This window comes from Clostridium sp. ZBS15, assembly GCF_023845705.1.
Lineage (GTDB): Bacteria > Bacillota > Clostridia > Clostridiales > Clostridiaceae > Clostridium > Clostridium aquiflavi.
In genome coordinates, this window is record NZ_JAMQHY010000004.1 from 22,413 (window position 1) to 38,652 (window position 16,240).

General features: G+C 26.4%; 13 protein-coding genes. All 13 read right to left on the reverse strand.

The genetic code is table 11. The features are described from left to right. Positions 1–166: 166 nt before the first annotated feature. The 13 genes from NG904_RS02235 to nifV all read right to left on the reverse strand — a co-directional run bounded on the left by NG904_RS02235 (position 167) and on the right by nifV (position 15,792). Positions 167–358: a hypothetical protein gene (locus tag NG904_RS02235; protein WP_252215998.1), complete on the reverse strand. Its 192-nt coding sequence runs from the start codon at positions 356–358 to the stop codon at positions 167–169. A 61-nt stretch (positions 359–419) separates the two neighbouring features. Beyond that, entirely contained in the window at positions 420–2,906 is a 2,487-nt protein-coding gene (locus NG904_RS02240) for a GH39 family glycosyl hydrolase (protein ID WP_252229495.1), read from the reverse strand. A 121-nt stretch (positions 2,907–3,027) separates the two neighbouring features. Further along, positions 3,028–3,132 (reverse strand): TipAS antibiotic-recognition domain-containing protein, encoded by a 105-nt coding sequence (locus NG904_RS02245; RefSeq protein WP_252229497.1) that lies wholly within the window; start codon positions 3,130–3,132, stop codon positions 3,028–3,030. Between the two features lie 80 nt (positions 3,133–3,212). Beyond that, positions 3,213–3,860 carry a beta-phosphoglucomutase gene (gene pgmB, locus NG904_RS02250; protein ID WP_252216004.1) on the reverse strand — a complete coding sequence of 216 codons (648 nt, stop codon included), beginning with the start codon at positions 3,858–3,860 and terminating at the stop codon, positions 3,213–3,215. Then, positions 3,854–5,512, reverse strand: a complete 1,659-nt coding sequence (locus NG904_RS02255) for a glycoside hydrolase family 3 protein (RefSeq protein ID WP_252229499.1) — start codon at positions 5,510–5,512, stop codon at positions 3,854–3,856. The genes pgmB and NG904_RS02255 overlap by 7 nt, the downstream gene beginning before the upstream one ends. Continuing rightward, positions 5,506–6,897 (reverse strand): MFS transporter, encoded by a 1,392-nt coding sequence (locus NG904_RS02260; protein WP_252229501.1) that lies wholly within the window; start codon positions 6,895–6,897, stop codon positions 5,506–5,508. Before NG904_RS02260 ends, NG904_RS02255 begins: the two co-directional genes overlap by 7 nt. Before the next feature lie 363 nt (positions 6,898–7,260). Continuing rightward, complete coding sequence (locus tag NG904_RS02265; protein WP_252229503.1) at positions 7,261–7,536, reverse strand: transposase; 276 nt, start codon at positions 7,534–7,536, stop codon at positions 7,261–7,263. A gap of 71 nt (positions 7,537–7,607) precedes the next feature. Beyond that, positions 7,608–7,925 carry a hypothetical protein gene (locus tag NG904_RS02270; protein ID WP_252229505.1) on the reverse strand — a complete coding sequence of 106 codons (318 nt, stop codon included), beginning with the start codon at positions 7,923–7,925 and terminating at the stop codon, positions 7,608–7,610. Positions 7,926–8,420: 495 nt separating this feature from the next. Continuing rightward, complete coding sequence (locus NG904_RS02275; protein ID WP_252229507.1) at positions 8,421–9,029, reverse strand: DNA-3-methyladenine glycosylase; 609 nt, start codon at positions 9,027–9,029, stop codon at positions 8,421–8,423. Positions 9,030–9,204: 175 nt separating this feature from the next. Then, positions 9,205–9,714 (reverse strand): anaerobic ribonucleoside-triphosphate reductase activating protein, encoded by a 510-nt coding sequence (nrdG, locus tag NG904_RS02280; protein ID WP_252229509.1) that lies wholly within the window; start codon positions 9,712–9,714, stop codon positions 9,205–9,207. A gap of 262 nt (positions 9,715–9,976) precedes the next feature. Beyond that, the gene (locus tag NG904_RS02285; RefSeq protein WP_252229511.1) at positions 9,977–12,229 is read right to left on the reverse strand and encodes a bifunctional diguanylate cyclase/phosphodiesterase; all 2,253 of its coding nucleotides are present in this window, start codon (positions 12,227–12,229) and stop codon (positions 9,977–9,979) included. 222 nt (positions 12,230–12,451) lie between these two features. Next, complete coding sequence (locus NG904_RS02290; RefSeq protein WP_252229513.1) at positions 12,452–14,374, reverse strand: aconitate hydratase; 1,923 nt, start codon at positions 14,372–14,374, stop codon at positions 12,452–12,454. Between the two features lie 263 nt (positions 14,375–14,637). Then, the gene (nifV, locus tag NG904_RS02295; protein WP_252216031.1) at positions 14,638–15,792 is read right to left on the reverse strand and encodes a homocitrate synthase; all 1,155 of its coding nucleotides are present in this window, start codon (positions 15,790–15,792) and stop codon (positions 14,638–14,640) included. Between the last annotated feature and the right edge of the window lie 448 nt (positions 15,793–16,240).

Sequence of the window (16,240 nt, forward strand, 5' to 3'; positions counted from 1 at the left end):
ATCAATAAAGTAAAATACAAAAAAAATTTCTTTTTTATCTCCAGTCAGCAACTTTATTTTTTCCTTAATTTGTTCCTTTGTTAAGTGAGTAGCAGCTCTTTCCTTAAGCTTTGCAAGTTACATAGCTTGAACTTGTTGTTTTTTTAGTTCTTGTTCTTGTTGCTTTTCAATTTTTTTCTTGTTTCTTTAATTCTTTTACTTCTTGTTTTTTGGCTTTTTCTTGTTGTTTTATTACTTTTGCTTCTTGCTTTACTATCTTCTTTGGAGAATTTTTAACACCTTTTTCAGCAGCAAAAGCTGGAACAGAACTTACCATAGTCATTATAGCTAAAATAGCAATTATCTTTTTAGTTATCATAAGTAAAAAAATCTGTAACTAATTAGTTACAGATTTTTAATATGTACTTAATAAAAACTATTTATAAAATAGGAGTTAGTTTTAATATTGTAATTTCATGTACTTCTAAATCAACAGTAAGCGTCAATTCACCTTGGATAGTTCTTTCCCCAAAATCCATTTTAGGAATAGATATATTTTTTAAATATTTTTCATATTCTAATGTTAAATTTTCTCCCCCTGAATTAATCCAATTATCAAAAGCAGAGCCAAAGTTTCTATTAACTCTTTCTCTTACTATAGAGTATTTTCCAAAGATATTGTTAAGGACTATTTTAAAAAATTTACTTTTTTCATTTGTAAATACACTATATCTATTTTTAAAATTTATATGAGATGTATTAAAACTTTTATATAATTGATCGTATTCTTGAAAATTATGAATTAAAATTTGAAAATTTTCATGATTATCTTTTGTAATAATCATATTCTCATCTTTATAAAGAATAATAGACTCTAAATCATTTAAAAACTTAAAAGCATAGTAAGCTGGCTTTTTTATTCCTTCCACTGTTATCAATCCGAATCCACCATGAAAAGTATCAGAAGATAAGATATGTTCATCAAATATATCTGATAATGTCCAATAACTCATAACATCTACGTATCCAATACAGTCAATTACATTTTTAACAATAAAAGATCCCATAAAAGCTGTATCATGCAATAAATCTCTTGGATCTGAAGACGAATTCCATTCAGTTATTATACAGTTACTCTTTTTAATGCATTTAGAATTTCTAACTGTTTCATGAATTTTCTCTACACTTTTTAAAATATAGCTAGATTCTGCATAACAATACCTTCCTTTTCTATCAGCATTCCAATGTTCAAAATAAGTTTCATCTATATTCCATTGAATAGGATATAGATGATATGTAAAATTATCAAGAATAATATTATTTTTTTCTAAGAAATCAAAGGCATTTTTTGTCCAATTAGTATCTAAAACGGACCAACTAGTGCCACTAAATCCACTAACCTTAAGATTTAAATTTACATTTTTTATAGAAATATATGTTGCTTTAAAAAATTCAAGATATTCTTCTTGTGATTTGTGCCAATAGTATCCATCTAAATGTGGTTCATTCCAGATTTCAAAATCCCAAGTTTCTACTTTCTTTTTACCATAACGATTAACAAGATGTTTAACAAACGATTCTACTAAATATGTCCAATGTTCTAAATTTTTAGGAGCAGATGTGTTTGCATTCCAATGATATATACTTTCACTACCAGAGGCTAAATCTTTAGGCATAAAACCAATTTCAATAAAAGGTATAATATCATTGGAAACAAAAAAATCAAAAATAAGATTAATATAACGGAAATTTAGCTGAGGATTTCCATCCTTTAATGAAAAAACCATTAGATTATCTGAAAATATTCCATGAAATCTTACACGATTAAATCCCACTTCACTTTTTGCAGCAATAAGTTGGTCCTGTATATTTACATTTAGAAAATCGCTAGCACGTCCAATTCCTATCATTTTTGTTAAATTTGATGGATATTGTCCATTTTCTTCGTCTGTATTTACTGTAATCATTTTACAATCTGAAGCTGGTATATTTTGAGGTATTTCTATTATATTTTCTTTATCATATTCAAAAAGTTGATTAAAAGGATTTGTTGAAATTAAGTTAATATAGTTAAATAAAGCAGATGAAACAACATTCTTTTCTAATAATACATCCTGTTTATTATTTTTGCGAAAATCTTTAGGAGAAATTTCAAAGTATTTTTTAAAACGTTCATTAAATGTGCTAATAGAATTAAATCCTCTTTCAAAAGCTATATCACTAATTTTTTTATTAGTAAGAACAAGATCAGAACAGGCAAGTTGCAATCTATAAATAGTTACATATGTCATAATATTGATACCTGTTTCTTTCTTGAAAAGCTTAGATAAATATGCTGGACTCATATTAAACTCTTTTGCAATATCATTCAAAGAAAAACACTTAGAAATATTATCATTAATATATAGTATAAAATCTAAAGTTTTCCCTTGAGATGATAATACTTTCTTATCTTTATTATTTATAGAAAAACGTTGCTTTAATATATTTAATATTTCTAAAATTGTTATCTTTCTCAAAAGATCAATATTATCATTCTTTTTAATATCTAATAAAGCTAGCTTAGAAAGATACTTTTTAAGCAAAAACAGATCATTTGAATTAGTATTTTCTAAGACACTAAAAACCATCGTATCTAAATCTTTAATTTCACTTTTTAGCAAAGTTTCTTTTATTTGAAGAGTATAAACAATATTTTTTTCAGATATAGCCTTAGCAAAATGCCTATAAAAACTGTTTACAATGTAAATTTCATCTTTATGAAGTTCCACAATTTCATTTTCTACATTTAATTCAATAGATCCATCAAGAACTAAAATAATCTCTAAAAAATCATGCCAATGATAAGGGACTATTTTTAAATTGTGAATAAAAACTTTATATGGAATTTTGTGGTGTGTTGGTATGTCAATATTTTCATAAAACACTTAAAATCCCTCCTAAACAAATAAGTTTTTCAATATAACATAATATATATAAACCAATAATAGTGCAAAATATAAACTATCGCAACTTTAAGATAAATAAGAATACTTAACAAAGATATGATCATCTTGTGCAATAAATTGTACTTGCTTTTGAAATGAATTTTGCTGTTCCTTCTTCATTATAATCAATGTTTTCCTTAAAACGTTCATCTCCGATATGAATCAAATTTAGCATTGTACAATCTTATTTGTACAGTTATAAAACCTTTCATTTTTAAATTATATATATAACAAAATTTAAAAATGTTAAAGTATATTTTTTAAGTCAATTTCAATCAATGAATTTACATTGCAATTGGCCTCTTTTAAATAGTCAAAGTTTCCAACCCCTATAGAATACATGCCTGCATCATTAATAGCTTTAATTCCAGCTGATGAGTCTTCAATTCCAACACAATTTTTTGTCTGTAAATTTAGTTCTTTTGCTGCTAAAAGAAATATTCCAGGATCAGGCTTTCCTTTTGATACTAGTTCAGGATTTGCAATAATGTCAAAGAGAGATGTTAAATCTAATTTTTCTAATATAAGTGGTGCATTTTTACTTGCAGATGCTAATCCTATTTTTATATCTGCATTTTTAAGTTTTTTTAGAAGAACTACAACTCCAGGTAATATGTCCTCTTTAGATAAATTAGAAATCCAATTCAAATAATATTTATTTTTCTTATCTAGCAAATTAATTTTTTCATCGTTTGTATAATTAGAACTTTTATTATTTTGTTTTAAAATTAATTCTAAAGAATCTTCTCTCGATAAACCTTTAAGTCCTTCATTAAATTCTCTAGATATAGAAACACCTATTTCATCAGCAAGCTTTTTCCAAGCTTTATAATGACCTTCAGCTGTATCTGTAATTACTCCATCTAAATCAAAAATAACTCCTTTAATTAACATCTAGTATCAAACCTCCCACAAAATGGATCTATAGGACTGATTCCTTTGAATTCACTTTTACCTATAAGCTTTTTTACTACCAATTCAATATTTGCTTTTTGATTACTATACGCATTTATATAAGTTGGTATACGTGGCGCGTCACACAAGTGGAATGGATTACCTAGCGATATTATAACTACAGGAATTTCTTTAACAAACCATGGCATAAATTGAGCAAAAGGCATTCCCCATTCAATTCTATTTGAAGTTTGATTACTTTTAGTCTGATAATCGACTCCATATATTACAATATCATATTTATTTTTAAACTTTTCAATAGAACCAATGATTAACTCTAAGTCAAGTTTATTATTATCTAATACAGTAACTTTAAAACCTGATTTTTCAAGTTCTTCTGAAAAGATTGCTTTACTTTTGGTTTCGTTTCCTAAATGAATAAATAAAACTTTTTCATATTTTTCAGGAAGGATTGGTAAAATATTTTCATTATTCTTTACAAGAGTAATTGATTTATCAAAAATTTCTGTTGATAAATCTTTATAATCTTTAATTTCACCATTAGAAATTTTTTTTAAATTGTTGTAATATTCCTTAATTCCTAAAATACGAAGAACTGCTTCATTTAGTCTTTCTTCTGAAATTGCACCACTTAAAACACCTTCAAGGATAGCTGAAAAGTCTTCTTTCAAATCTTTAGTAAATAATATCATATCACAACCTGCATTAACACATTGGATTAAAGTTTCTTTTCTTGTAGCAAATGAATTAAAACCACCCATAAGTGTTGCATCAGTAATAATTAATCCATTAAATTTTAACTCTTTTCTTAATAAATCTTTAAGTAGATGTTTAGATAATGTAGCAGGTCTTAAGTCTTTATCTTCTATAGATTTATCTATACTTCTTTCAAAACAAGGAAGAAGTATATGACCTGCCATTATACAAGGAACACCAGAATCAATCAATTCTTTATAAATACTTCCATAAGTTTCATTCCATTTTTCTAAAGTCATATCATTTACTGAAGGTAACACATGATGATCTCTATCATCTTTACCATCTCCAGGAAAGTGTTTAATTACTGGAATAACCCCACCATCTTCTAATCCTTTGCAAAACTGCTTTGAAAAAGACTTAACACGAGAAGTATTATCACCAAAAGCTCTAGTCCCAGTAATAGGATTTAAATAATTAATATTTAAATCAACAACAGGCGAAAAAGTCATGTTTAAACCTAATTTAAAACTTTCTAATCCTATATAGTGTGAAGCTTCATAACTAAGATTTAAATCATTAGTAGCTGAAATTTGCATAGCACTTCCAAAACTTTCACCTTCACTTAAAATACCATTAACACCATTTTCTAAATTAGCAGAAATAAAAGGCTTTATTTTGCTATTACTATTAATTATTTCTATAACTTCTTTTGCTAAATTTTTAGTTACAGGCCTTAACATGATTCCACCAGGTTGAATTTTTTGAATAGTTTCAATAAGTTGTTCTTCTGTAATTTCAATGTTATGCATTAGAAAAAACAATTGTCCTACTTTTTCTTTTAATGACATTTTATTTAATTTATCCTTAATACCTTCAATTTGATTTTTATCCAAATTAAATGGTTGTTTTTTTAATAATTCTAAATCTAACACGCTTGTTTACTCTCCTTATTTCTGATTTCTAAGTCTTTAACTATATTGTTATACATTTCTGAAGTAAGCTTGTATCTTGATAAAATAATAATTGCTATTCCATAACCTACAACAGGTATCCATACAATTGCATTATGAAGATTAGATAATGTTTCTACACTTTGAACCTTACCAGGTATATATCCTATTCCATTTAAAATCCATCCACTAATAGCAGCTGACATACCTGAGGTTAATTTAGAGCTAATAGTATTAGTAGAAAGAATTACACTTTCAAGTCTTGTGTTTGTTTTCCATTCACCATACTCCACCGTAGAAACTACCATATTAGTAATAACTAATGAATACATACCTACAATAGCACTTGATAATCCATCAATTATGATATAGAAATAAGACACTTTAAAATTAATTATGTATATAAATGAAATTATTACACTAATACCTAAAAAATATGACATAACCTTTTTATTACCATATTTCTTTAATAGTTTAGGAGATATAGCTATTAAAATTAATGTAACAGGTAAAGCAATTAAATTTGAAAAAGAGCCAAGTTTATCATTTCCAAGAGAAAATTTATAAAAATAAATTAATAGACTTGTTTTTATGTATAATGCTGTGTATATGAATAATTTAGCTGAAATTACATTAATCAATGGAGAATTAGCTAAAAGAGCTTTTATCATATCTGATAGTTTAAGTTTATTATTTTTCTTGACTTTTTTATCTTTAATTTCAGAAGTTTTACTTAAACCCAAGTCCTTAAGAGATTCATTTGAAAATAATTCTTTAGATAACACAAGACCAAAAATTAAAAATAAACTTCCTAAAATTATACTTAAAAGAAAAAATCCTTTTAAATAACTTCCGTTACCTAATATATCAACTAATGGCATCTGAGCTATTCCAAATCCAAATATTGCAAAAACCGAAGCTATTTTGATGCTTTGTAGAAGTTTAAAGCGGAAATTTTCATTCTTAGTAATAGCTGGAATAATTGACCAAAAAGCAATATCAAAGAATGCGTAAGCAGTCCAAAAAAGTATCGTTACAACGTATACATAAATAATATGAGTTCCTGGACTTAAATTTGGTTTAAAAAATAGTGCAATAAGTAAAATACTTATAATAGGAGGCATAGAAATAATATATGGCTTATATTTCCCCCATTTAGTGTTTGTTTTTTCTATTATTACAGCTATAATTGGATCAACAATCAATCCATAAATACGAACTACAAATAAAAGTGTACCAATAGTAGCTGCTGATAAACCAACTCCTTCAGTAAAGAAAAATAAAAATGCCGACATTAGAGCATAAACTAAATTTTGCCCGAGACCTCCCATTGCAAAACAACGGTTAATTTTTTTAGAATTTAACATAAATACAACTCCTCTCATTAATACAAGACAATTATAAGTTTTTTTTTTGCGAAAATCTCTCAAGTTATCTACTTCTTAGCTATAGCTTTTTATCTATTTAAAAGTTTTCATTTTAAAAAAGTTTAATCTGTAGCTATTTTGTTACAGATTTTTGTTATTTCTTTAATTTGTAAAAATATTTATAAAATCTAAGTTAATTTTAAGATTGTAATTTATGTACTTATAAATCAACAGCGAGTGTTAATTCATCTTGGTTATTTTTATAAAGTTATAATTCTTAGCAATTTGTCTAACATAATTTTTTGGCTCTTCTAATTTCATGGTGGAAACAAATATTACCAATAGTATAAATGAAGGACTACATTAAAGTAGTCCTTCATTTATTGCTTGTGTTAGGTCTTTAAAATCAACACCATAATCTCTATCTTTTATAGTATATAATTCATTAAGTTCCTCCTCGGTAAATGATTGTGAGTAGAGCACAGCATCTGTTTTGAAACTTGTCTTAATTATCTTATGATTAATAAAGAATATGGTCTTTGCCCTTAGTACATCAAAGTCATATCCACGACCTTGTTTTTCAATTGCCCTAATAGTATTGTTAATACCTTCAATAAAAGCATTAGTAATGCCTACCATATGAAAAATAATTAAATATTTCTCTCCCCCAATTCTTAACTGTCATTGCAGTATCATTATAGATTGTTAAATCATCTGAGATAGCCACTAAAGAAATCTATTATAGTAGCCTTATTTCTATTTCTAAGCATATCTATAACAGTATGGTCAGTTCTATTACATATCAAAGTCCATGCCTGTTTACGACTCTTACCTTCTCTCTGTATATGTATTTCATCTATACCAAGAATATTAGGAGTTTCAATTTCAAATAATTTAGGTATTTTCTTAGCTTCATCTAAAAATACATTTCTTATAGTAACATTAGATATAGCAAGTTCTCTTTCTAATTCTATAAAACTACGTCTTTTTGATTGCTCTGCTATATATTCTCGAAATCGTGTAGTCATTTTACTATTTTGGCATTTTTACATTCCCCTTAGGTTTTATTCCGTACAAATAAAGAAGGATATTTTAAAAAATAAAAAAGTTTTTTAATTTTTCTCTATTAATGTATAAAATTTTTTCGCTTGTCCATAATATAAATGTATCCACAAAATCATAATAATCATTAGTCCCCTTAAACTAGTATAATGTTTATTGTTATACTAATATGAATTATTTATTTACGAAGAAAACTCTCCATTATATAATAATGAAGAGTTTTCTTATTTTATGATTTCTATTTTCAATTATATTTTAAATAATTGTTTTTACTATATGTTCATATATGCAATAGGTAAAATGGCATTGTAATTGGACTTTTAGAACCCTTAATGAGTATTGTCANNAATTTTATATTGGGAACAAGCTAAAACGGGACTATACTCATTTTAGCGTTCTTAAGTTCAATTACTTAGTCCATTTTTATTTATGCATATATGAACACTTTTTAAAACATATCATTATTTTTTAGATACATATTTATTATCTTTTATATAAAATCTCCATGGAAAATCTATTGCTTCCTCAGCATAATCTATTCCTATCCTAGTTGTCTGAACAATTTCATAATGATCATAACTATCTTCTATATATAAATCACCTTTTTCATAAAGCACTTTATAATTATCTTTTTTACCTATACCAAAAGCCATGCATAACTTTGAAGGTCCATTAGTTAATTCTTTCTTCTTAACGGTAGATAATTCTTCATACTTCTTATTAAACCTCTTTAAAGAAATATAATCAAAATTATCTAATAGTTCTAATGCTCTAATTAAAACTCCCTGCCCATCATCATCTTCTCCACTTATTACATTAAAGCAATGATAAAGTCCATATATAAAATATACATAAGATATTCCACCTTCTTTAAATAGCGGCTCTGTTCTTTCCGTTCTTCTTCCATTATAAGCATGTGATGCTTTATCAATTGACCCTATGTATGCTTCAGTTTCTACTATTTTTCCCCTTAAAATAACACCATCTATCTCTCTTACTAAAATTTTACCCAATAAATCTTTAGCTACTTCCAAAGCATCTCTTTTATAAAATTCCCTATTTAAAATCAATCACTCATCACATCCCCTATTTAAAATCTCATTCTAAAGTTTTATTATAACTAATTTTTGATATTTTATTATAAATCTACATTAAAAATAAATGTTTATATTTTGGTGTTCTTAAAGTAAATTACTCAATCTATGTGCTTTATACTACAATATAAACAAATTCTTAAAGCATATGCTAAATATCAAAAATAACTACTTTATTCGATTTTAAACTTTCCTTTACATCTATTATTCTTTGATTAGATGATCCTCTGAATCTTAATCCATCTTCTTTTTTATTTTCTTCAAATTTTCCATCCACTAATACATCTATGTTATTTATTAAATCTTTCCAACCTTTATTGCTTTCTAAATTATCATTTATATATTCAAATGTATATCCTGTATAGCACCAAATATTTTTATTATTTTCTTTAAAAATTTTTGCCATATAAGAAAATTGATCTGCTCTTTCAAATGGATCTCCTCCACTAAAAGTAATTCCTTTAATCATTGGATTACATAAAACATCTTCTATTAATTCATCTATATTTTTTTCTTCTCCACCATTAAAATCATGAGTGTCTGGATTAAAGCATCCCTTACAATTATGATTACAACCTTGTGAGAAAAATACTCTTCTAATTCCTGGACCATTTACTAAACTTTCATACGCTATACCTGATAATCTTATTTTTTTATCCAAAATAATACACTTCCTTTAAAATTCTTATATCTATATTTAAGATTCATTATATATCTATCTTTTAAATATAGGAAATATAATATTAACTTTAAAACAAAAAAATAGAAAAGCTACTAATATATATAATAAATTATATATAATATTAGCTTTTCAAAAACACTTCATTTATTACTTGTAATTAAAGAAACTATTTTAAATATGTGTTAATATATGAAATGTGCAAAATGGAATTTTATTCCGTCCAATTTCCCTTATACATATATTAAGGCCTTGTTAAAATAACATCTTGAATTAACCCTAATGTTAGTTCCTTCTCTTCAAAATCTTTTACTGGCATAGGTCTTGCATATAAATATCCTTGAGCATTATTGCATCCTACTTCACTTAAAAATTCTGCTTGTTCATGAGTTTCTACCCCTTCACAGATTACATTTAAATCTAATTCTTTAACCATTCTTACAATATTTGCTATTACTATCTCACCTTTTTTAGAACTATCCTTACTATTTAAGAATTCTCTATCAAGTTTTATTGTATCAATAGGTAAATCTTTCAATATATTAAGTGAAGAAAGACCTGTCCCAAAATCGTCTAATGATATACTAAATCCCATTGCTTTTAATCTAAGCAATGCTTGCAACATATTATCATAATGATTAAATATTGCACTCTCTGTAATTTCAATCTCTATTAAATTTGGATTTATATCATATTTATTAAATATTCTGCTTATATTCTTTATAAAATAATCTACATTTTTCAAATTAATTCTTGATATATTCACTGAAATAGGAATTAATTTAATATTATTTTGCTTCCATTCATTTATTTTTGAACATACCTCTTCAAAAATAAACATATCTAAATTAACTATAAATCCATTTTTTTCAAACAAAGGTATAAAATCTATAGGATTTATTAATCCTTTTTCAGGATTGTTCCATCTTACAAGTGCCTCTGCTCCAATACAACTTTCTAATTTTATATCATACTTAGGTTGAAGATATAATTCAAATTGTCTATTAGTTAATGCACTATACATAACATCTTCTATTTGCTTTTGCTTTATTAACTTACTTTGAAGCTCTATATCATAAAAACCTATAAACTCATTACAATCACTTTTTGATGTTTCCCTAGCAAAAGCTACATTATCAATCATTTTATTTATATCTTCTTCTGTTCCATCTACAACATATACCCCATATGAAAGGGAAAAGTTTGGAATTTCCTTAGTTCCATTATCAAAAAACCTCATACTATTATCTAATGCATTAATTCTATCTATAATATCATTTTCATCTTTATATTTTAATAGCAATATAAATAAATCATCCCTTACTCTACAAAACATTTCTTTATACAATAATTTATTTTTCAAAATATCAGATATATATTTTAATAATAAATTCCCGGTTTTATATCCCCATATATCATTTATAATTTTAAATCTAACTATGTCAAATTCCACCAGTGCATATGACGAATTCATATTCTCTTCCAAGACTTCTTTTATGTCCATTTTAAATTTAGTTAGAGTTTTTCCTCCAGTAATATCATCAACAAATGCTATGTCTTTAATTAACTTTTCTTTTCTATTTCTATAAAAATTTATATAAATTAAAAGTATTAAAAATATTAGTATAACAAAACTCGCTAGCATAGTCATTAAGGATGTTAGATATTGTTTTTCATTTATATTGGATGCCTCTATTAAAGATAAGACATAATAATCCTTTAAGTCATTTATTTTAGAGTATGACAAAATATACTTATTTTTATTTAATGTAATAAATACAGCACCATCTCTATTATTAGTTAAATCATCTTTTAATATTTCTATATCATCTAAATCATGATATGAAAATATATTACTATCGTTTAACATATTAAATAGATCACCTGACCCTATTAATATATCCCCATTTTTATCTAGTATGTATGTCTCAACCTGTTGATAAAATTTAGAATTTGATATAAATAATTTTTCTATATCCTTAAATGATATGGTTCCATATAAAGCCCCTTTAATTTTATCATTATGGAGTAATGATGTTACATATATGAATACTTTTTCGCCAGTTTTTAAATCAGTATCTATTGTCAAAACATCTTCATTAGTTTTTTCCCATTTTTTAAAATAATCCTTGTTACTAATATCATTAATTGAACCATCAATACAATTTAAAATTCCATCCGAAGTTATAATTCCTGTTGTTAAAAAATCTTTTCTTTCTTCCAAATTTAAAATGTCCATAACATTTTCTTCTTTGAAATCGTTTAATTCATTGAAAATACCAGACACATGCTTCATATATTGTATATTATCATTTAATGTATAATTTATGAACATAGAATTATTTTCAGATGCTTTTACAATAACAGATTTATTGCCTTTATTTATTACTTCTTTAACTTGTATTATACATACAGAAAATCCAATGGCTATTAACATAACAATAACAGTAATTGGTATAATATAGGCAAAAATATTACTTTTAAACTTATTGTTCATATATTTACCCCCTAACTCTTAATATCACTACTTCAAAGGTTCTACAAAGAAAAATTCAAGTAATTTAAATTATTGTAATTTATTGTATATCCATATTTTATCATATTTTCATATAAACTTGTATTAAAATAAAAAAAGACTTTCTTAAATTTTTCTTTTTATTTAAGAAAGTCATTTTTATATGGTTATGTTTTAAAACAGTGTTGATATAAATTAATTTTTCTATGAATTAAACTTTACATAATTTAATCTTCCACCAGCTTTTATAACCTCTATTTCTTTTGATGTTAATTTAACTAAAACTTGAAATTCACTATTTTTAGTTAAGTTTTTAATTTTTAATACTCCATTATTTAAATTATCACTTATATTTTCTATTAATAAATCATCAACTAAATCTATTTTTTCATAATCTGAAGAATCCTTAAATTCAATTGGTACTATTCCATTGTTTATTAAATTTGCTTTATGTATTCTAGCAAATGATTTAGCAATAACTGCTTTTACTCCTAAATATAAAGGTGCTAATGCAGCATGTTCTCTACTTGAACCTTGTCCATAGTTTTCTCCAGCTATTATAAACCCTCCATTAAATTCTTTAGCTCTCTTAGGGAATTCTGTATCTACTGTATTAAAGCAGAATTCTGAAAGATAAGGAATATTAGATCTAAATGGTAATAATTTTGAGTTAGAAGGCATTATATGATCTGTTGTGATGTTGTCTTCTACTTTTATTAAAACTTTACCATCTATCTTATCTCCAAGTGCTTTATTTATTGGAAATGGCTTTATATTTGGACCTCTGACTACTTCAACTTCTGCATTAGTTTTAGCAGGTTCTAAAATCATAGAATCATCTATGATAAACTTTTCAGGCATATCTACTTTTATATCAACATCCATTTCTCTTGGGTCAGTTAAACACCCTTTAATGGCTGAAACTGCTGCTGTTTCTGGACTTACAATATATATTTGTCCTGATAGTGTTCCACTTCTACCATAGAAATTTCTATTTACAGTTCTTAATGATATTCCATTTGTTCCTGGTGCTTGACCCATTCCAATACATGGTCCACAAGAATTTTCAAGTATTCTTGCTCCTGAACTAATTATATCTGCTAAAGCTCCATTTCTAGCAATCATTTCCATAACTTGTCTAGATCCTGGTCCAATAACTAAACTTACATTTTCATGTACTTTATTTCCTTTTAATATTTTTGAAACCTTCATTAAATCTTCATAAGAAGAATTAGTACAACTTCCTATAAACACTTGGTCGACTTTAATCTTTCCTGCATCTTCAACAGTTACAACATTATCTGGACTGTGAGGTTTTGCAGTTAATGGTTTTAAATCATTTAAATTTATAACTATTTCTTCATCATATATAGCATCTTCATCAGCTTTTAATTCCAGCCAATCGTCTTCTCTATCTTGTGCTTTAAAGAATTCTAAAGTTCTTTCATCACTAGGGAATATTGATGTTGTAGCACCAAGTTCAGCTCCCATATTAGTTATTGTACCTCTTTCTGGCACTGATAAACTTTTAATTCCTTCTCCACAATATTCAAATACTTTTCCAACGCCACCTTTTACGGTACATATTCTAAGTACTTCTAAAATCACATCTTTTGCAGCCACCATTTTATTTAGCTTTCCTTTAAGCTCAACTTTTACAACCTTAGGTGTATTTATATTATATGCACCACCACCCATTGCAAGAGCAACATCTAATCCACCAGCTCCCATTGCAAGCATTCCAACACCACCAGCTGTTGGTGTATGGCTATCTGAACCTGTTAATGTATCTCCAGGTGTTGCAAATCTTTCTAAAAATATTTGATGACATATTCCATTTCCAGGCTTTGAAAAATACACTCCATATTTTGATGCTACTGTTTGAATGAACTTATGATCATCTGCATTTTCAAATCCTTGTTGAAGCATATTATGATCAATAAATGCCACTGATTTCTTAGTTTTTACTCTATCTATTCCCATAGCTTCTAATTGAAGATATGCCATTGTTCCAGTTGAATCTTGAGTTAATGTTTTATCAATTTTAATAGAAATTGGTTCTCCTGTTTTTAAATTTCCTTCAACAATATGATTTTTTAAAATTTTATAAACTAAATTATCTCCCATGTTTATTCCCCCTATTATTGCTTATAATTTAACTTTATGACTTTTAGGTAGATGTTGATATTTTAGTATAAAGGCAAAGTGGCATTGAAATTTGCTTTTTAGAATTCTTAATAAAGATTTGTCAAATTAATTGCTTGTCACAATTTTTAATTGGGAACATGCATTAATTGGACTAATCTTTGTTTTAGAATTCTTAAAGTAAATTTCTCTGTCCATGAGCTTTATACTAAAATTATCAATATCATACTAAAACAAAGTATATTTTATAATTTATTAATTCTTTTATATTCTTTATATAATTGAACAACCTCTTTATCAAAAAGACATCTTTTTAATCTAACAGATGTTGATCTAACTAATTCTAATATTCCTGTGGCTTCATCTTTAGTAAGTTCTATTGCATATTCCCTAAATTTATTTTCAACTGCAGCACGTCCTGAATGTTTTCCAATAACTATTTGTCTTTCTAATCCTACAATTGCTGGATCAAATGCTTCATAATTAGTTGGATCTTTAAGAGCTCCATCAGCATGAATTCCAGATTCATGTGCAAACATATTACTTCCAACTATGGCTTTCCACTTTGGTAGTTCTCTACCTGATGCCCTAGATACATATTGAGAAAGATCTTTAAGCATTGTTGTATCAATGTCTCCCTTATATCCATATACAATCATTAATGCCATAATTACCTCTTCTAATGCAGCATTTCCTGCTCTTTCTCCAAGGCCATTAACAGTTACTCCAACATGTGTAGCTCCACCTTCAAGTCCTGCTATAGCATTTGCAGTAGCCATACCAAAATCATTATGTGTATGCATTTCTATATTAAAATTAGTAGTCTCATAAAGCTCCTTAATTCTTTTTTGAATTTTAAAAGGCTCCATAATTCCTACAGTATCACAATATCTAAATCTATCTGCTCCAGCTTGTTTAGCTGCTTGAATGAATTCTATTAAAAAATCTTGATCAGCTCTTGACGCATCTTCTCCATTAACTGATACATAAAGTCCATTCTTTTTAGCAAATTCAACTGATTTAACCATATTTTCTAATACCCATTCTCTTGATGTTTTTAGTTTATGTTGAATGTGTATATCTGATACTGATATAGATACTGCTACTGCATCAACGCCACAGTCTATTGATTGTTCTATATCACCAATAACAGCTCTATTCCATGCCATTATGCTTGGCTTTAAATTTCTTTTAACAATTTCTTTTATTGCAGCCTTTTCATCTCCACCCATAGTAGGTATACCAACTTCTAATTGATCTACTCCAAGTTCACTTAACATTTCTGCAATTGCTATCTTTTCAGCATTAGCAAAAACTACGCCTGCTGTTTGCTCCCCATCTCTAAGAGTAGTATCAACTATATTAATTTCTTTATTGGTATTTATATTTTTAACTGACATTTTAACTCCCCCTTAATATTTGTTTATTACCTATTGCTTTTACTACTTAATTTTTATTTATTTATCATTATACACCATGTATACATATAATGGAATGATAATTTTCTTATTTTTGCAGTGAAGAGACCATTCTCCTTCAATATTTCTTGTCATATAAGGTAATTTATATGAAAAATTATAATTTATTGCAAGATTTTTTTGAAATTATTCATTTAATGAAATTACATAACAATGAGATTCATCGTGATTAAACTTAAAAATGTATGTACTATACTTTATTAAATTACTATGTTCATTTTACACGTATGCATATATCAACACTCTACTAAAATATATTTATTTATATAAAAAAAGCACTAAATGTAATGAAGATACTTTTTAGTATATTCATTCACATTTAATGCTTTTTTATTTAATTAGTTTTTAATTTTTGGCTCTGTTTTAAATG